At 63.2% G+C, this 15,819-nt stretch carries 22 protein-coding genes; 12 read left to right on the top strand and 10 right to left on the bottom strand.

What is annotated here, in order from left to right; all coding sequences use genetic code 11:
• Positions 1-123: 123 nt before the first annotated feature.
• On the top strand, positions 124-864 hold the full coding sequence (locus NKI67_RS04270; RefSeq protein WP_023678486.1) for a DUF899 domain-containing protein: 741 nt from the start codon (positions 124-126) through the stop codon (positions 862-864).
• Between the two features lie 82 nt (positions 865-946).
• A complete protein-coding gene (locus NKI67_RS04265) occupies positions 947-1,678 on the top strand; it encodes an SGNH/GDSL hydrolase family protein (protein ID WP_023678487.1) in 732 nt (243 codons plus the stop codon).
• 13 nt (positions 1,679-1,691) lie between these two features.
• Here the strand turns inward: NKI67_RS04265 and NKI67_RS04260 are convergent, their stop codons facing one another.
• On the bottom strand, positions 1,692-1,853 hold the full coding sequence (locus tag NKI67_RS04260; protein WP_352454847.1) for a hypothetical protein: 162 nt from the start codon (positions 1,851-1,853) through the stop codon (positions 1,692-1,694).
• A gap of 202 nt (positions 1,854-2,055) precedes the next feature.
• Here NKI67_RS04260 and NKI67_RS04255 point away from each other — a divergent pair, with 202 nt between their 5' ends.
• The 3 genes from NKI67_RS04255 (at position 2,056) to NKI67_RS04245 (ending at position 3,510) form a co-directional block, all read left to right on the top strand.
• Positions 2,056-2,223: a hypothetical protein gene (locus NKI67_RS04255; protein ID WP_023678489.1), complete on the top strand. Its 168-nt coding sequence runs from the start codon at positions 2,056-2,058 to the stop codon at positions 2,221-2,223.
• Between the two features lie 141 nt (positions 2,224-2,364).
• Positions 2,365-2,772, top strand: coding sequence for a hypothetical protein (locus tag NKI67_RS04250; protein WP_023678490.1), 408 nt, complete (start codon positions 2,365-2,367; stop codon positions 2,770-2,772).
• 18 nt (positions 2,773-2,790) lie between these two features.
• Positions 2,791-3,510, top strand: coding sequence for a helix-turn-helix transcriptional regulator (locus tag NKI67_RS04245; RefSeq protein ID WP_023678491.1), 720 nt, complete (start codon positions 2,791-2,793; stop codon positions 3,508-3,510).
• Between the two features lie 58 nt (positions 3,511-3,568).
• Here NKI67_RS04245 and NKI67_RS04240 read toward each other — a convergent pair whose 3' ends face one another.
• The 3 genes from NKI67_RS04240 to NKI67_RS04230 form a co-directional block, all read right to left on the bottom strand.
• A complete protein-coding gene (locus tag NKI67_RS04240) occupies positions 3,569-4,264 on the bottom strand; it encodes a DUF1013 domain-containing protein (RefSeq protein ID WP_023678492.1) in 696 nt (231 codons plus the stop codon).
• Positions 4,265-4,617: 353 nt separating this feature from the next.
• Positions 4,618-4,758: a DUF1127 domain-containing protein gene (locus NKI67_RS04235; protein WP_023678493.1), complete on the bottom strand. Its 141-nt coding sequence runs from the start codon at positions 4,756-4,758 to the stop codon at positions 4,618-4,620.
• 132 nt (positions 4,759-4,890) lie between these two features.
• Positions 4,891-5,901, bottom strand: a complete 1,011-nt coding sequence (locus NKI67_RS04230; RefSeq protein ID WP_352644523.1) for an NAD(P)H-quinone oxidoreductase — start codon at positions 5,899-5,901, stop codon at positions 4,891-4,893.
• Positions 5,902-6,025: 124 nt separating this feature from the next.
• Here NKI67_RS04230 and NKI67_RS04225 point away from each other — a divergent pair, with 124 nt between their 5' ends.
• The 3 genes from NKI67_RS04225 (at position 6,026) to NKI67_RS04215 (ending at position 7,883) form a co-directional block, all read left to right on the top strand.
• Positions 6,026-6,220: a DUF1192 domain-containing protein gene (locus tag NKI67_RS04225; RefSeq protein ID WP_023678495.1), complete on the top strand. Its 195-nt coding sequence runs from the start codon at positions 6,026-6,028 to the stop codon at positions 6,218-6,220.
• Between the two features lie 96 nt (positions 6,221-6,316).
• A complete protein-coding gene (locus NKI67_RS04220; protein WP_023678496.1) occupies positions 6,317-7,564 on the top strand; it encodes an MFS transporter in 1,248 nt (415 codons plus the stop codon).
• Between the two features lie 31 nt (positions 7,565-7,595).
• Complete coding sequence (locus NKI67_RS04215) at positions 7,596-7,883, top strand: ArsR/SmtB family transcription factor (protein WP_023678497.1); 288 nt, start codon at positions 7,596-7,598, stop codon at positions 7,881-7,883.
• 143 nt (positions 7,884-8,026) lie between these two features.
• Here the strand turns inward: NKI67_RS04215 and NKI67_RS04210 are convergent, their stop codons facing one another.
• Together NKI67_RS04210 and NKI67_RS04205 are read right to left on the bottom strand one after the other, a co-directional pair.
• Positions 8,027-8,683: a glutathione S-transferase family protein gene (locus NKI67_RS04210; protein WP_352457946.1), complete on the bottom strand. Its 657-nt coding sequence runs from the start codon at positions 8,681-8,683 to the stop codon at positions 8,027-8,029.
• Positions 8,684-8,744: 61 nt separating this feature from the next.
• Complete coding sequence (locus tag NKI67_RS04205; protein WP_352571983.1) at positions 8,745-9,596, bottom strand: alpha/beta fold hydrolase; 852 nt, start codon at positions 9,594-9,596, stop codon at positions 8,745-8,747.
• Positions 9,597-9,693: 97 nt separating this feature from the next.
• Between NKI67_RS04205 and NKI67_RS04200 the strand changes: the two genes are divergently transcribed.
• From NKI67_RS04200 to NKI67_RS04190, 3 genes are all read left to right on the top strand, one after another.
• Positions 9,694-10,218, top strand: coding sequence for a winged helix-turn-helix transcriptional regulator (locus NKI67_RS04200; protein WP_352451127.1), 525 nt, complete (start codon positions 9,694-9,696; stop codon positions 10,216-10,218).
• Positions 10,219-10,293: 75 nt separating this feature from the next.
• Positions 10,294-10,524, top strand: a complete 231-nt coding sequence (locus NKI67_RS04195; protein WP_023678501.1) for a hypothetical protein — start codon at positions 10,294-10,296, stop codon at positions 10,522-10,524.
• A 97-nt stretch (positions 10,525-10,621) separates the two neighbouring features.
• Positions 10,622-11,053: a GlcG/HbpS family heme-binding protein gene (locus tag NKI67_RS04190; RefSeq protein WP_023678502.1), complete on the top strand. Its 432-nt coding sequence runs from the start codon at positions 10,622-10,624 to the stop codon at positions 11,051-11,053.
• Positions 11,054-11,063: 10 nt separating this feature from the next.
• Here the strand turns inward: NKI67_RS04190 and NKI67_RS04185 are convergent, their stop codons facing one another.
• The 3 genes from NKI67_RS04185 to NKI67_RS04175 form a co-directional block, all read right to left on the bottom strand.
• Positions 11,064-11,465, bottom strand: coding sequence for a hypothetical protein (locus tag NKI67_RS04185; RefSeq protein ID WP_023678503.1), 402 nt, complete (start codon positions 11,463-11,465; stop codon positions 11,064-11,066).
• A gap of 199 nt (positions 11,466-11,664) precedes the next feature.
• Positions 11,665-11,847 (bottom strand): 50S ribosomal protein L32, encoded by a 183-nt coding sequence (rpmF, locus tag NKI67_RS04180; protein WP_006203806.1) that lies wholly within the window; start codon positions 11,845-11,847, stop codon positions 11,665-11,667.
• A 139-nt stretch (positions 11,848-11,986) separates the two neighbouring features.
• Positions 11,987-12,745, bottom strand: a complete 759-nt coding sequence (locus tag NKI67_RS04175; protein WP_031212144.1) for a biosynthetic peptidoglycan transglycosylase — start codon at positions 12,743-12,745, stop codon at positions 11,987-11,989.
• 79 nt (positions 12,746-12,824) lie between these two features.
• Between NKI67_RS04175 and NKI67_RS04170 the strand changes: the two genes are divergently transcribed.
• Entirely contained in the window at positions 12,825-13,742 is a 918-nt protein-coding gene (locus NKI67_RS04170) for a polyprenyl synthetase family protein (protein WP_352644521.1), read from the top strand.
• A 169-nt stretch (positions 13,743-13,911) separates the two neighbouring features.
• Here NKI67_RS04170 and NKI67_RS04165 read toward each other — a convergent pair whose 3' ends face one another.
• On the bottom strand, positions 13,912-15,801 hold the full coding sequence (locus tag NKI67_RS04165; protein WP_352589844.1) for a potassium/proton antiporter: 1,890 nt from the start codon (positions 15,799-15,801) through the stop codon (positions 13,912-13,914).
• Positions 15,802-15,819: the final 18 nt, after the last annotated feature.

The raw sequence follows: 15,819 nt of genomic DNA, 5'->3' as shown, positions 1-15,819 counted from the left end.
CCGGGCCATGTGCCCGGGTTCGTTTGAAAGCAGCAAGGTCTGCAATTTCCTGCTACTGAAAATGCAGCTCGGTGTCGGTATTCCTCGCTGCCGAACGTCCTCCGTGAAAAGAGGAGCAGACCGATGCCAAACAACAAGACCGTTTCGCAGGAAGAGTGGTTTCAGGCGCACAAGGCGCATCTGGCGCGCGAAAAGGAATTGACGCGCTTTCGCGACCGCGTCGCCGCCGAACGCCGCGAACTGCCGTGGCTGAAGATCCGCAAGGACTATGTCTTCGAGACCGAGCAAGGGCCAAAGAAACTGCCCGACCTGTTCGGCGGCAACAGCCAGCTGATCGTCTACCATTTCATGTTCGGGCCGGGCGCCGATTATCGTTGCGAGGGCTGCTCGTTCCTTGCCGACCACATTGACGGTGCCAACCAGCATCTCAGGCACCACGATGTCTCGCTCGTGGTGGTGGCGCGGGCGCCGCTGGCCGAGCTTCTGCCCTACAAGCAGCGCATGGGCTGGAAATTCGACTGGGTGTCGTCGTACGCTTCGGACTTCAACTTCGACATGCAGGTGTCATTCACCGACAAGCAGATCGCGGCCGGCGACACGACCTACAATTTCGAGCGGCGCGCGCGGCAATCGAAGGATCTTCCCGGCACCAGCGTGTTCTATCGCGACGAGAAAGGCGACATCTTCCTGACTTTTATCTCGCGCTCCAGAGGCGGCGATCCGCTGATCGGCGCCTATCACTATCTCGACCTGACACCGAAGGGTCGCAACGAAACCGGTCCCCACCATAGCCTGGTGGACTGGGTGCGGCTGCACGACGAATATGCGGATACGCCCGAAATGCAGGACAGCTGCTGCCATTGACGACAGGCGGTCACCCAAGGTCTTTCGTCTTCGGCCCGACATGCGCTAAGTGCTGTTCGCTATGCCCTAAAAGGGACTTGCCATGCGGCGCTTTCCGACCCTTCTCACCTGGCTCGCCTTTCCGGTCTATGTCTGGCAAGGACTTGGCGTGCGTCGCCGCACCGCCCGCATGCTGCCGGCACAAGGTCCGGTCATGCACGAGATATCTGGCCTGGCGCCAGCAATCTCGGTTCTGGTGCTTGGCGATTCCTCCGCCGCCTCGGTAGGCATCGGCAATTCCGAAAACGGATTGGCCGCGCAACTGGCAGTTCTGATTGCGCAACGCACCGGCCGCACCGTGCGCTGGCGGGCGGCCGGCTTCAACTCGGCAACCTCTGGCCAGATCCGCGATCATGTGCTGCCCAATCTATCGGCCGATCCGTGGACGCATATCGTGCTGGCCATCGGTACCAACGACACCAAGAATTTTCATTCGGTACCGCGCTTCAAGCGCGAGTTTGGCGGCCTGCTCTACGCGCTGCGCGCCAAATGGCCGGAAGCGCGCGTCGTGTGGTCGCCGGTGCTGGAGTTCACCCGGGCTCCGGCAATGCCGCCGCTGCTCGGCAAGATCCTCGAAATCCGCGCCGTCGAAATGAACCGGATGGGCGAGCGCCTTTGCCTCGAACGCGGCGCCATACCGGCGCCCCGGCTGCCGATCACGGATGCCGATGCCGGCTTCGCATCGGATGGATTTCACGCTTCGGAAGCCGGCTACCGAGCCTGGGCGGAACATCTGGTCAGCCTGGTGCTCGCCAACGAACCGGGCGTCGCGTAGCGGGCCGCCCGCACTACGTCCAGTGCCCGAGCACCGCCGTAATCGAAATCGCCGCCATCGCCAGCAGCGCCAGCTTCCAGAAATCGCTGCGCCGCTTCAGCCCGGGCCAGCCGAGCGGCTTGATGAGCTGGATGACCATCATGAGGATGATGACGAGCGCGAGAAGTTTCGACATGCAGCCTTTGATCAGCATCGCGGCTGGCTGTCAAAGCGGCTCCGGGATCGCCGGCTTCCACTGCGGCAAGCCTCTTTTCAGCACTGCCTTGTCACTTCGATGGATAAATCGGAACGCCGGTCATGAGAGCCGCACCCTCCTGACAGACTGCTGTCAGCAGGGGTGTGCGATAGTGCCTGCATCGAAAGAGAGGAGACCAGCCATGAACGGTATTACCATTCTGCGTAGCGTGCAGCACTATGTCGGCAAGATCCGGACGATCCGCAATGAGATCCGCACCCAGCGATTCATGAACACCCTGCCGGCGGACATCCGCAAGGATATTGGTTGGCCGGACATGTATGGCGACCGCCGCAATGGCGGCAATTGAGGCAAGCTTTCTGCGTGGCGTTTGGATGCGACCTGGCGACGAGCTGAAATGGGCATGCTGAAGCCTCCTGACAGTATGGTGTCAGGAGGCTCGTGCCATAGTGCGATGGCCGCCGGAGCCGGATGGCCGAGAGGACGATCGATGAAAAGCTGGAACGACAGGCTGAACACGCCTGGCATCAACGGCATAAGACCGTCGCCACGCACCATCGGCGACGTCGTCGAAGGCCAGCCGATGCTGGTTCCTACAGCTCGCCAGGTCCATGCATTCATCCGCTCCATCCCCGAAGGCATGGACATGAATATCCGCGCTTTGCGCACCGCTCTCGCCATCGAGCACGATGCCGAGATGACATGTCCGGTCACCATCGGCTATCATCTGCGCACCGTCGCCGAGGCCGCCAACGAGGATCTTGAGCGTGGTATGGCGCTGGGCGACGTTGCGCCGTTCTGGCGGGTGGTCGACGCAAACACGCCGACAACGAGGAAATTGTCCTTCGGCGCGGCCTTCGTCGCCGCGCAGCGCAAGCGCGAAGGGCTGGAACGATAGACGCCGAGGGACCATACGATGCGCCGCGCCGACAGGCTCTTCCAGATCGTGCAGCATCTGCGTGGTGGTCGTCTGGTCACCGCTCAGAAGCTGGGCACGTGGCTCGAGGTTTCCGAGCGGACGATCTATCGCGACATCGCAGACCTGCAGTCGACCGGCGTGCCGATCGACGGCGAGGCCGGTGTCGGGTACATGATGAGGGAGGGTTTCGACCTTCCGCCGCTGATGTTCACGCGTGACGAGATCGTCGCGCTGGTCGCCGGCGCCCGCATGGTGCGCGCGTTTGGTGGCGCGGCCATGGCGCGAGCCGCCGACGAGGCGCTGGTCAAGATAGGCGCCGTGTTGCCCGACGCCGAAAAGGACCGCATCGCCCGTACCGAGATCCACACGCCGATGTGGGTGGTAAGCGATGCCGCCCGCGAAGCCATCGACCTGATCGAGCGGTCCATCGAGAAACGTCAGGTGCTGACCATCGACTATTCGGATGAGGCCGGCCGCAGCACCGCGCGCGACATCCGCCCGCTCGGCCTGTGGTTCTGGGGCAAGGTGTGGACCTTGGTCGCCTGGTGTGAGATGCGCGGCGATTTCCGCGCCTTCCGCATCGACCGCATCGCCTCGGTGGTCATCGCCGGCCGCACCTTCAAGCCGGAGCGCGGCAAGCAGCTCGCCGATTTCTATCGCGCGGTGGAGCGCAGCGAGGATTACGGCATGGCGCCGGACCGGGCGGCGCGAAGCTGACACGGAAGATCACAAAAAAGCCCGCTTGAAAGCGGGCTTTTTGTTTTGGATGCCAGACCTACTCCTCTTCGTCGGCGTCCTTGTCCTTCGACTTCAGCGCCGAAAGCTTGGCGAAGACGGCGTTGGCGTCAAGTTCGCGGTCCTCGTCCTTCGGCTTTTCGGGCGCCGGCACCAGCCGTTCGGTCAAGGCGGCCGGCAGCAGCGTATCGCCGACCGGCTGCGCCTGCTCGCGGCCGCGCGAGGCGCGGTTGATTTCCATATCGAGGTCGATCTGCGACGTCAGGCCGAGCGTCACCGGATCCATCGGCTGGAGATTGGCGGAGTTCCAGTGCTTTCTGTCGCGGATCTGGTCGATCGTCGACTTCGTTGTGCCGACAAGGCGGGCAATCTGCGCATCCTTGAGCTCGGGATGGTTGCGCACCAGCCAGAGGATGGCGTTGGGCCGGTCCTGGCGCTTCGACAGCGGCGTGTAGCGCGGACCCTTGCGTTTGGATTCCGGCACCCGCACCTTGGGATCGGAGAGCTTCAGCCGGTGGTTGGCGTCCTTCTCGGCGCGCGCGATCTCGTCGCGAGTGAGCTGGCCGGTCATGATCGGGTCCATGCCCTTGATGCCTTGCGCCGACTCGCCGTCGGCGATCGCCTTGACCTCAAGCGGATGCAGTCCGCAGAACTGCGCGATCTGCTCGAAGGAAAGCGCTGTGTTGTCAACCAGCCAGACGGCGGTCGCCTTTGGCATCAGCAGCGTATTGGCCATTACAAAAATCCTTCTCGTTCGCCCGCGTTCCCGCGCGGGCGGTGGTTTAGAGCCACCAAAATGGGAAAATCGCGGTCTATATAACCGCTCGCTCGCCGTTTCGCAATGTTTTTGGCAGGCGCGCGTCAAGGACGGCACGGCAGCGCGACCAGCAGACCGCGAAGGTCGGCAGATGACGCCATACAGTCGAAAGCTTCAAAAAGACAAAGCCCGCCAGACCAAGGTCGGGCGGGCTCGGAACCGGCGACGGAAATCCGTCTGCTGCGGCTCTGGCTTCTAAAGCTTGATCCCGAACCGCGGCTCGGCGTTGCCGAAAAGCAGCGCCCGGTCTTCGAGCGGGATCGTGCTCGAGATCAAAGCCCTTTGCGGGCGATTCTCTCGATGTCGCCGCGGTTGATGCCGAGGTCGTTGAGCTGACGAGCATTCAGCCGGTTCAGTTCGCGCACGGTTTCGTTGTACATGCGCCAGTTACGGAAAGCGCGGATCGGGTTCATGATAGTCCTCCATCGTTTTGATGCCGCGTAAATAGGCATCGGCGATGAAAAATTGAACAGACGCTTTTGCATGGCCGCAATGCGTTTGTTGCATTGCACCATTAAGCTTTCGTTCAGCCTGTTTGCGGGCCGTCAGGCGACATCGAGCACAATCTTGCCGATGTGCTCACCCTCCTCCATCCGCTCATGCGCCCGCCACGCTTCCTTGAGCGGGAAGATCGTATCCATCACCGGCGCAACCTTGCGCGTGCCGAGCAGCGGCCAAACCTGCGCCTCCAGCGCAGCCGCAACTGCCGCCTTGAACTCCACGGTGCGTGGCCTGAGCAGCGATCCTGTGTGCACGAGCCGCTTGGCCATGATCTTGAAGAAATCGGCGCTCGCCACCGTCCCGCCCTGCGTCGCGATCTGGACGATGCGGCCTTCCATGGCTGCAGCCTCATAGTTTCGCGCCACATAGTCGCCGCCGACCATGTCGAGGATGACATTGGCACCCTTGCCGCCGGTTGCCTCCTTGACTGCGGCGACGAAGTCCTCCTCGCGGTAGTTGATCGCCCGGTCGGCGCCGAGCTTGAGGCAGGCGTCGCATTTCTCCTTGTTGCCGGCGGTGGTGACGACATAGGCGCCGAAAGCGGCAGCAAGCTGGATCGCCGTGGTGCCGATACCCGACGAGCCGCCATGCACGAGCAGGGTCTCGCCGCTCTTCAGGCCGCCGCGCTCGAAGACATTGTGCCAAACAGTGAAGTAGTTTTCCGGCAGCGCCGCCGCTTCGGTGTAGGTAAAGCCGGCGGGCAGCGGCAGCACGCTGCCGGCGTGCACTCTGACATATTCGGCATAGCCGCCGCCCGCCGTCAGCGCACAGACCCGGTCGCCGACGCGCCAGCGCGATATCTCGTCACCAAGGGCAGCGACTTCGCCTGCTGCTTCCAGGCCCGGCAGATCCGACGCTCCCGGCGGTGGCGGATAGGCGCCCTTGCGCTGTTGCACGTCCGGCCGGTTGACGCCGGCGGCCCGCACCCGGATCAGGATCTCGCCGGGACCGGGAACCGGTACGTCGCGGGTGTCCGGTTTCAGCACCCGCGGCCCGCCCGGTTCCGATATGGCGATCGCCATCATCTTCGCCGGAATTTTCTGTGCGTTCGCCATGAATTTTCCCGTCGTGCTCCGCCGGTTTCTCGTGCCAGCTCTTGCCCGCCATTTGCATCCATACCCTTGCCCTATGTATGCTCATTGGCAAATCAGGCAAATGGGCAATCACGGAGGAGCGACGATGGCGATCTTCGACGACGAACCCAAGAAGAAAGCGCGCCCGCACGAGATCGGGCAGGATCTGTCGCTGCTTTCCGTCGACGAATTGTCCGAACGGATCGGCATCCTGCGCGACGAGATCGCCCGGCTGGAAGCCGAGCTCAAGACCAAGGGCTCGACCAAGTCGGCGGCAGAGGCGCTGTTTCGCCGCGGGTAGTTACTGCGGGTAATGCCAAAAGCTCGGGCACGCCGCCGAAAAGCCCGAATGCCGCTGTCTGCAGACTTGTGCCCTAAACCCCAGCCGGATTGAAAAATGTTCGCAAGCTACAGACCGATCCTCTCGCTGCTGCGCGGCACCGCGTTCCTGTTGGCGGCATCCGGACTGCACGGTCTGCTGTTGCCGCTGCGCGGCCAGGTGGAGGGCTTCTCGACGGCATCGCTCGGCCTGATGGGCACGGCTTGGGCCGGCGGCTTCGTCACCGGCTGCTTCTTTGCGCCACGCATCGTGCGCCGCGCCGGTCATGTCAGGGCTTTCGGCGCCTTTGCCGCATCGGGAGCGATCGTCGCACTGCTCACCGGCCTGATCATCGACGAATATACCTGGATCCTGCTGCGCGCCTTCACCGGCTTCACCATGGCCGGCGCCTTCATGGTCATCGAAAGCTGGCTCAACGAGAAGGCCACCAACGAAAACCGCGGCACCGTCTTCGGCCTCTACATGATGGTCACCTATGCCTCGATCATGGGCGGTCAGATGATCGTTGCCGGCGGCGATGTGAGATCGGCGTCGCTGTTCATGATCACCGGCATTCTGTTCTGCCTGTCGCTGATCCCGACGGCGGTCTCGACGGCGTCTCACCCCAAGCCGCTGCAGGACGTGTCGCTTGACGTCAAGGGGCTCTACGTCAATTCGCCGGTGTCGGCGATCGCTTGCGTGCTGATCGGCATCGCCAACGGCGCCTGGGGTACACTTGGTGCCGTCTATGGAGCGCGCATCGGCATCTCGACAGCCGAGATCGCGCTGATGATGAGCCTCGTGGTCATCGCTGGTGCCGCCATGCAGCTTCCGGCCGGGCGGCTCTCCGACACGACGGACCGTCGTTTCGTGCTGGCGGGCGCGGCCTTCGGTGCTGCGCTGTTTGCCATCGCCATCTTCCTGTTCGAACCGCGCTCCGGCGTCTTCGTCATCGTCTGCACCGCCGCCTACGGCGCCTTCGCCTACACGCTCTATTCGATCGCGGTGGCGCATGCCAATGACCATGCGCGATCGGAGGACTTCGTCAAAGTGTCGGGCGGCCTGCTGCTGCTTTATGGCTTCGGCACGATGATCGGTCCGCTGGTGGCCGCCGGCCTGATGGGCTGGATGCGCCCTGAGGGGCTGTTCCTGGCCACTGCGCTCGCGCATCTCAGCCTGGCTGGCTATACGCTGCTGCGCATCAGCCGTCGCGCGCCGGTGCCGATCGAAGGCCGCGATGCCTTCAAGACCCAGCCCGCCGATCGCTCGGTGACGCCGGAAGCGTTGCGGCTCGACCCGCGCAGAAAAGCTGAAGCCGACAGTTGAGATTCGAGGCGCTTTGCCCCACAAATAAGGCATGATGCTTTCCGACGCCTTCATGGCGATTGCCGATCCCAACCGGCGCCATCTCTTGGAAGAGCTCCGGCGCGGACCGAAGACCGTCAACGAATTGGCATCCGGCTTGCCGGTGTCCCGCCCGGCCGTTTCGCAGCACCTGAAGGTGCTGCTTGATGCGGGGTTGGTCAACGCCAAGCCGGAAGGCACCAGGCGCGTCTATACGGTCAGCAATGCCGGCTTCCTGAAGCTCAACATCTGGCTTGACCAGTTCTGGGATGCGGAGCAGCTCGGTTCACCCGGAAGCTGAGGGGCATCGTCAGCGCGTCGAGCAACTATGCAGCATCGGGCCTAGAGCAATTCCAGGAAAAGTGTGAAACGGTTTTCCGTACGGAATTGCGCAAAAACAAAGAGATAGAGCGGTTCGGCGTTTCCGTGAAACGATGAACCACTCTAGCCATTGTTGTAGGGGAAGAGCTTGAAATACGGCTGCGCTTCCTCGATCACACGGGCAACCGAGGGGCGTTGCAGCAACCGGTCGTGATAGCGCCTGACCGCAGGATATTCGTCTCCGAACGGCTCGACCTTGTTGGCGTAGAACAGCGCGGGGGCGGCAGCGCAGTCGGCCATGGTGAAGCTCGCACCCACCGCCCATGTCCTCGACTGCATGTCCTGTTCAATGATGGCGTAGGAGCTGCGCAGCTGGGCGCGGGCCTGCTCGACGCCGAACGGATCGGTCTTGCCCTCCGGCCGCAGCCGGTCGCCAACGATCTTCTGCATCGGTTCCTGGACGTAGAAGTCATAGAAGCGGTCGGCAAGCCGGGTCTGACGGGCGAGATCGAGATCGCCGGGGATCAGCTCGACCGGTCCGGGATAATACGCGTTGAGATATTCGATGACGATCGTCGATTCCGGCACGGTCCGGTCCAGCGCCTCATCGCGCAGCACCGGCATCTTGCCGGCCGGCCACAATTTCAGGAACGCCGCGCGCGACTGTTCGTTGCCGAGATCGACGACGACCGATGTGAATGGCGTGCCGTTCTCATAGAGCGCGATCAGCGGTTTCCAGCAGAAGGAGGCCAGCGGATGAAGATGCATCGTCAGGGACATTTTTGCTCCTATCTTTGGTGCTTCGTCTCGCGGGCATCCGGTGTCAAGGTTCGGCCCGCTGCTACGTGGCCCGGCTGTGGGCGACGATCGCATCGATGATCGCGGCCCAATCGTCGGGATGCAGCTCGTGGCCGCCGCCCTCGATCCGGACCAGTCTTGCACCGGCGACCGCGTCGGCAAGAGCGGCGCCATGCTCGGCTGGAAAGATCGGATCGTCGGTGCCGTGGATAACGAGGAGCGGAATCTTCATCTCGTGCAGCCGCCCCGTCCAGTCCTCGCCGCTCCGATCTTCGCCGCCCTTGAGCATGAAGTGATTGGTCGCGCTGAGAAAGCCGCCGGACCGGTCGTAGTCCTGTTCCACGAACGCTCTCGTCCGCGCCTCATCGAACGGATGCGCGGTGCCGGCGAGCGCACGCGCGTTTTTGACCATGAAATCGACCGCTTGGCCACGGTCAGACCAGTCGACCTTGGCGCCTTCGGCCGAATGTTTCCTATAGGCCTCGGTGGTTCCGGGCAAATGCGACGTATCGATGCCCAGGGGCGAGCTGCTGATCACCGTCAGCGAATTGACACGCGGCGGGTATTTCAACGCAACGAGCTGCGCGATCATACCGCCCATCGACATGCCGACCACGTGCGCCTTTCGGATTCCCTGGTCGTCAAGGACGCGGACGGCATCGTCCACCATGTCGTCGAATGTATAAGGCGGCTCGCCCGGCGCGTATTTGGTCGAACGGCCGGTATCGCGATTGTCATAGCGGATCACGAAGCGACCCTCGCCGGCCAGCTTCCGGCAAAACGCTTCGGGCCACCAAAGCATGGAAGCCATCGCGCCCATGATCAACAACACCGCCGGATGGGCCGGATCGCCGAACGTCTGGGATACGATTTCGGGGTGTTCGGCGTTTCTCATGACTTTCCTCCTTGGGCTGCAAATCCGATTGCAAGTTGCAATCAGTTGCACGATATTAAAACCGATACGATAGTGCAACCGGTTTTTGGAGATTCGCATGAACATCGATCGTCGGTCCGGATGCCCCATCAACCTGTCGCTCGAAGTGTTCGGTGACCGGTGGAGCCTGATCATCCTTCGCGACATCATCTTCGGCGGCAGACGCCACTTTCGCGAACTGCTCAACGGCTCGATGGAGGGCATCGCCTCCAACATCCTCGCCGACCGGCTGAAGCGGCTGATGGAGCTCGGCATGCTGACCAAGGCGGACGATCCCTCCCACAAGCAAAAGGCGATCTACAGCCTGACCGAAATGGCGATTACGCTGGTGCCGATCCTGGCGCATCTCGGCGCCTGGGGCCGCGTCTGGCTGCCGGTCAGCGAAGAGCTCTCTATCCGTGCCGAGCTTCTGGAAAAAGGCGGCCCGCCGATGTGGGATAAGTTCATGAACGAGTTGCGCCACGAGCATCTGGGTGCGTCTCCCGCCCCATCTGGACCCACCGTCCGCGCGACTTTGCAGGCCGGATACGATGCGGTAGTCGCCCGCAAGGCGGAGCGAGTCGGCTGCGATCCGGCGCCATGACCAACTTATTTTCCCAATTGCGGGCTGGCTCTGCTATCAAGGGACTGAAGATAATTTACGGATTGGATAACGCTCTTGGTCGAGAACTCTAAGGACACTGCCCGTGCGCGGGCCGATTTGCGTTTCAAGAAACAGGAAGAGGCAGCCACGGTTCGCCAGAAGGCGATGGCGGAATATGTCGCCGAGAGCGACGCTCGCCAAGCCAAGACCAACAAGCTGCGGGCGCTGCGCCTCGCCAAGGAAGCGGAAGACCTGGCCAATGCGCCTCCGGCCCCGGTGAAGAAGCCTCGCGCCAAGAAGAAATAGGCCGGCGCTCCCAGAATGCATGCTTCCTTTCGCACGCGAAACAGTTCACTCGGAGTCTGTTCTGCCGGTTGATAACTGGCGCGTTTAGGAGACGGCCATGACCGCACTGACGCTCGACAAAGCCCTTGAAATCATCGCCGCCGCCTTTGCCAAGGGTGCCGAGCTCAAGCTCAGGCCGCTTGGCGTCTCGGTGCTCGACGCCGGCGCCCATCTGGTCGCGTTCCAGCGTCAGGACGGCGCCTCTTTCCTGCGTCCGCAAATGTCGGCCGGCAAGGCCTATGGCGCGCTCGCTATCGGCATGGGCTCGCGCCGGGTGGAAGCTTTCGCCAAGGAGCGCCCGCATCTGATCGCCGGCGTCTCCGACGTGTCGGGCGGGCGCGTCCTGCCGGTCGTCGGCGGCGTGCTGATCCGCGACAACGCCGGCACGATCATCGGCGCCATCGGTATTTCCGGCGACACGTCCGACAATGATGAAACGGCAGCCATCGCCGGCGTCGAGGCGGCTGGCTTCACCGCTGACCCGGGCTGAGTCGGGATCCTTAACTCATATTGATGTCGCGGGTGGCCGACCGCATCGACACCGAAAAGCCGGCCAGCACGTCGATCAGCGCTATGACCATCAGTGTGAAGAAAACGGAATGGGCGGCGCCCTTCACCAGCAGGAACTCGACCAGATAGGCCACAAAGACGAAGGTCGACAAAAGATGGTCCATGATCGAGGCATTTGTCGTGCGCGTCGACTTCACCACTTCGACGAACAAGAAGATCAGTGCGATCAGCACGATGAGGTCGCCGAGGGTCATCGAGAACACGCCACCCGACATCATCCGGACCGAAAACATTTCGGTGGCCCACGGATCGTCGCCGCTGCCGAATATTCCCAGAAGCCCGAGATTGTAGAGGATGAAAGGCACGATCAGCAGCGGGATGGCACCGAACATGTGGCGGCTCCGGTTGGACTGATCTTTGTAGAGTGCGCCCGGCGTTCGCCGTCAAGAATTTTCGTGCGGCCGATAAACACGGACAAAGACGGCGTGAAACAACAATGTCAGGCCCGGCTGATACGATCAGTTGTCGCAAACGCAAAAAGACCGGCCAATGGCCGGTCGTTTCGCAACCCATAAACCGTCGAAAGCTCTCTCAGCTTTCCTTCGGCTCCAGAACCTGGCGACCGCGATACATGCCGGTCTTCAGGTCGATATGGTGCGGACGGCGCATCTCGCCGGAGTTCTTGTCCTCGACATAGGTCGGGGCCTTCAGTGCGTCGGCAGAACGGCGCATGCCGCGCTTCGACGGAGAGGTTTTTCGTTTCGGAACGGCCATGGATATGCTCCACTACATGGTCAAAACGCCCCGGCGGCCCTCGTGAAAGGGCCACATCAGGGGCCGGAATCTGAGAAAGTCGGGTGCCTATACACGCCCGACGGCGTTTTGGCCAGCGTCGCCGTGTTTTTTTTTGACACTATCGCAGGCAACCGACATAGGCGCCGGCGCGGCCGGCGCGCCGTTCGATCAACGCGGCAAGCCGCCTCAGTCCCGGCCCGGGCTTCGCCGGATTGCGCACGATCGGATTCGGCAAGGTGACGGCAAGCAGCGCTGCCTGCCGGCGCGACAGCTGTTTTGCCGAGACGCCGAAATGATGCTGGGCGGCGGCCTCGATGCCGTAGATGCCCGGTCCCCATTCGGCGATGTTGAGGTAGATCTCCATGATCCGCCGTTTCGACAGCACCGCATCGAAATAGACGGCCAGCGGCAGTTCCACGACCTTACGGACCGAGCCCAACGGCCGCGACCATAGATAAAGATTCTTTACCGTCTGCATGGTGATGGTCGAGGCGCCACGTGTCATCTCGCCGGCGAGCGCATCGTCGACGACGCCGCGCAACTCGCCCAGATCGACGCCGCGATGGAAACAGAACTGCCCGTCCTCCGACATGATGACCGAATATGCCAGCACCGGCGCGACATCGTCGATGGAAACCCAGCGCCGATCGTAGCCAGAAAACGTCGCCAGGTCCTTCAGCATCAATGTCGACACCGGATGCACGAATGTCGGCAGGTACAGGAAGGTCAGCACCACCGGCACCAGCGCCAGCACGACCGCGACGGCGATGCCGCGCCGGACCCAGCGTTGAAGACCGATGCGGCTGCCGCGTCTCGGTCTCGCCATGTCCAACCCTTCGGTTTCGTGATCGACGATCGGTTCCGCCAAGCCACCCAGTCCGCGCTACTCCCTGCCCCCGGCATAATGGCGCTTGGCTTCTTGCGCAACGTCTGAGTGTCGGCTACCGCTCCCGACCATGACGAAAGACGACCAAATGGCGTTCGAAGCTGCACTTATTGCCCGGGCAGTTCCGCTCGAGGCGCTGCTGAGGCGGTTGCTCGACGGACGGACGCTTTCGGGCGAGGTCGCGCGGCCCGAACGCCTGATGGCGGCAATGCGACATGGCGTGCTGAACGGCGGCAAACGACTGCGTCCCTTCCTGGTCATGGAAAGTGCTGCACTGTTTTCAGCCGACGGCGAGGCGGCGCTGCGCGTCGCGGCGGCGCTCGAATGCGTGCACTGCTATTCGCTCATCCATGACGATCTGCCGGCCATGGACGACGACGATTTGCGCCGCGGCCAGCCGACCGTGCACAGGGCTTTCGATGAGGCGACCGCCATTCTTGCGGGCGACGCCTTGCTGACACTTGCCTTCGACATCCTTGCCGACGAGGCGACAATGCTGCCGGCCGAGCGCAGGGCAACGCTGGTGCTGGCACTGGCCCGCGCCGCCGGGGCGGGAAGCATGGTCGGCGGCCAGATGCTCGATCTCGAAGCCGAACAAAGCCGGCAGGACGAGGCCGGCATCATCCGGCTTCAGGCGATGAAAACCGGTGCGCTGATCCGCTTTGCCTGCGAAGCGGGCGCTATCCTTGCCGGCGCGCCGTCGGGCGACCGCGAAAGGCTGGCCGAGTTCGGCTCGGCGATCGGGCTTGCCTTTCAGCTTGCCGACGATCTGCTCGACCTGACCGCCGACGCGCATCAGATGGGCAAGGCGACCGGCAAGGATGCCGCGGCCGGCAAGGCGACGCTGGTCGCGCTGCACGGACCGGACTGGGCGCGGGGCCAGCTCCATGGCCTCGTTGACCAGGCTCATGCGTTGCTCGAACCTTTTGGCGAGCAGGCTGCGCTTCTGAAACAAGCGGCGCAGTTCGTAGCGGCCCGCAACAATTAAGCGCGCCCCTATGGCGCGCCGGAGAATTGGCGACTGATCGGCCGGACGCCCTCGCAACCGGCCGATCGGGATCATTTCCGGCGATGTCGGACCACATGGACCCGCCACACCAGTTGCCGAGCCATTCTTCAGCCTCGCGGCAGGGTTCCGCGGCTCGGGTGGACAGCGGTCAGCCTTCGCCAGTTGTCTTTTCCACCACGGGCTGCGGAACCGGTTCCATCTCGGCCGCCGCCTCGACCGCCTGCGCCTCGGCCGGCTTGCGCCGGTTGCGGATGATGGCGGCGATGCGATCGCGGATTTCGCCGGCGCTGAGGAACACCGGAACGCGCGCCACCGGCGCGGTCGGCTCAAAGGACAGGCCAAGGCCGGTGATCCTGCCCTTGTCGTCGACGTCGCGGACGATCAGCTCGATCGGACCGAGCAGCACGCGGTCGGCGTATTCGGCGTGGCCGCCGAGCCGCGTAGTGACCAGGTCGCCAATGCTGAGCTTGCGTTCCGCTTCGGTCAGGCCCGGCGCGTAGGCGGTCTCCAGTTCCTCGGCGGGGCGTGACGGATCGACGGCGAAGGCCCCGAAGAAATCCGCGTCCTCGGGATCGACCACGGCACGGCTGGCGAACAGCTTGTCGAGCAGGCGCGGATAGCGGTCCGGCACGAAGATGTAGACATGGTCGCCGGCCGCGAGCCGGCCCATATCCTGGAAGCGCATCGAGCGTCCGTCGCGCAGCACCAGCGACGGCCGCGCCCAGCGCGGAATGCGTTCGCCGCGCGCCACCGGGCTTCCAGGTGCCACGCGGTAGGCGAGAAGCTCATGATGGGCGGAGCCCGGCAGTTCCAATTCGACCTTGTCGAGCGGTCCCAGGCGGGCCGGCACGATAAGGCCGAGACGGCGCGCCAGCGGCCCGACGGTCCATCCCTGGATGATCAGCGAGACCAGCACGATGATGAAGGCAGTGTTGAAGATGAGGCGGCCGTTCTCAAGACCGCCGAGCAGCGGCGTGATGGCAAGCAGGATCGACACGGCACCACGCAGGCCAACCCACGAGACGAAGGCGACTTCCGGGCGTGGCAGACGGAACGGCACCAGGCAGAGCCAGACGGCGATTGGCCGTGCCACAAATACCAGGAACAGGCCGAGCAGCACTGCCGGCACCAGGATCGCCGGAAATTGCGAAGGCGTCGCGAACAGGCCGAGGATCAGGAACATGATGATCTGCGCCAGCCACGACATGCCGTCCTGGAAGCGCTTGAGGATGGTGACGGCCCGGATATCGGAATTGCCGGCAATCAGGCCTGCGAGATAGACCGCCAGAAAGCCGGAGCCGCCGACGGCACCGGCGGCAGCGAACACCATAAGCGACAGCGTCAGCACGAAGATCGGCAGCAGGCCGTGATCGAGATTGAGGCGATCGACAAGGCGCACGATGGCCATGCCGCCGAGAATGCCGATGACCGCGCCGAGCCCCATGTTGACAAGGAAGCCGACGGCAAGATCGGTGACCAGCACCTTGGCCTCGGGGTGGGTATTGGCGGCGATGACCTCGACCAGCGTGATGGTCAGGAAGATGGCGATCGGGTCATTTGTGCCGGATTCCACCTCGAGCGTGGACCGCACGCGCTCGCGCAAATTAATCTCGCCGGCGCGCAGCAGGAAGAACACCGCCGCGGCGTCGGTCGAGGCGACGGCGGCACCGAGCAGGAAGGATTCCAGCCAGGTCAGGTCGAGCAGATAATAGGCGGCGGCGCCGAAGAGTCCGGTGGTCAAAAGGACGCCGAATGTGGCCAGCGACAGCGCCGGCCCGGCCGCCTGCCGCAAGGCGTTGAGCGGCGTGCCAAAGCCGGAATCGAAAAGGATGACCGCCAGCGCCAATGAGCCGGCAAAATAAGCAACTCGGGCATTGTCGAAATGGATGCCGAGACCGTCGGTTCCGGTGGCGAGGCCGATGCAGAGAAACAGCAGCAGGAGAGGGGCGCCGAAACGGAAGGCGATCAGGCTTGAAAACGCGGCGGCAACGACAAGTGCTGCGCCAACGAGCGTCACAAGATAGATACCATGCTCCATTCGTTGGTCGCCCCTAGT

The sequence above is a fragment of the Mesorhizobium sp. M0408 genome, assembly GCF_040321495.1.
Lineage (GTDB): Bacteria > Pseudomonadota > Alphaproteobacteria > Rhizobiales > Rhizobiaceae > Mesorhizobium.
The sequence above is the reverse complement of the archived record's forward strand: the minus strand, read 5'-3'. Positions and strand labels throughout refer to the sequence as shown.

Coding starts and splice junctions, on each gene's coding strand:
- NKI67_RS04270 (WP_023678486.1), top strand. CDS start 124: ATGCCAAACAACAAGACCGTTTCGCAGGAAGAGTGGTTTCAGGCGCAC.
- NKI67_RS04265 (WP_023678487.1), top strand. CDS start 947: ATGCGGCGCTTTCCGACCCTTCTCACCTGGCTCGCCTTTCCGGTCTAT.
- NKI67_RS04260 (WP_352454847.1), bottom strand. CDS start 1,853: ATGTCGAAACTTCTCGCGCTCGTCATCATCCTCATGATGGTCATCCAG.
- NKI67_RS04255 (WP_023678489.1), top strand. CDS start 2,056: ATGAACGGTATTACCATTCTGCGTAGCGTGCAGCACTATGTCGGCAAG.
- NKI67_RS04250 (WP_023678490.1), top strand. CDS start 2,365: ATGAAAAGCTGGAACGACAGGCTGAACACGCCTGGCATCAACGGCATA.
- NKI67_RS04245 (WP_023678491.1), top strand. CDS start 2,791: ATGCGCCGCGCCGACAGGCTCTTCCAGATCGTGCAGCATCTGCGTGGT.
- NKI67_RS04240 (WP_023678492.1), bottom strand. CDS start 4,264: ATGGCCAATACGCTGCTGATGCCAAAGGCGACCGCCGTCTGGCTGGTT.
- NKI67_RS04235 (WP_023678493.1), bottom strand. CDS start 4,758: ATGAACCCGATCCGCGCTTTCCGTAACTGGCGCATGTACAACGAAACC.
- NKI67_RS04230 (WP_352644523.1), bottom strand. CDS start 5,901: ATGGCGAACGCACAGAAAATTCCGGCGAAGATGATGGCGATCGCCATA.
- NKI67_RS04225 (WP_023678495.1), top strand. CDS start 6,026: ATGGCGATCTTCGACGACGAACCCAAGAAGAAAGCGCGCCCGCACGAG.
- NKI67_RS04220 (WP_023678496.1), top strand. CDS start 6,317: ATGTTCGCAAGCTACAGACCGATCCTCTCGCTGCTGCGCGGCACCGCG.
- NKI67_RS04215 (WP_023678497.1), top strand. CDS start 7,596: ATGATGCTTTCCGACGCCTTCATGGCGATTGCCGATCCCAACCGGCGC.
- NKI67_RS04210 (WP_352457946.1), bottom strand. CDS start 8,683: ATGTCCCTGACGATGCATCTTCATCCGCTGGCCTCCTTCTGCTGGAAA.
- NKI67_RS04205 (WP_352571983.1), bottom strand. CDS start 9,596: ATGAGAAACGCCGAACACCCCGAAATCGTATCCCAGACGTTCGGCGAT.
- NKI67_RS04200 (WP_352451127.1), top strand. CDS start 9,694: ATGAACATCGATCGTCGGTCCGGATGCCCCATCAACCTGTCGCTCGAA.
- NKI67_RS04190 (WP_023678502.1), top strand. CDS start 10,622: ATGACCGCACTGACGCTCGACAAAGCCCTTGAAATCATCGCCGCCGCC.
- NKI67_RS04185 (WP_023678503.1), bottom strand. CDS start 11,465: ATGTTCGGTGCCATCCCGCTGCTGATCGTGCCTTTCATCCTCTACAAT.
- rpmF (WP_006203806.1), bottom strand. CDS start 11,847: ATGGCCGTTCCGAAACGAAAAACCTCTCCGTCGAAGCGCGGCATGCGC.
- NKI67_RS04170 (WP_352644521.1), top strand. CDS start 12,825: ATGACGAAAGACGACCAAATGGCGTTCGAAGCTGCACTTATTGCCCGG.
- NKI67_RS04165 (WP_352589844.1), bottom strand. CDS start 15,801: ATGGAGCATGGTATCTATCTTGTGACGCTCGTTGGCGCAGCACTTGTC.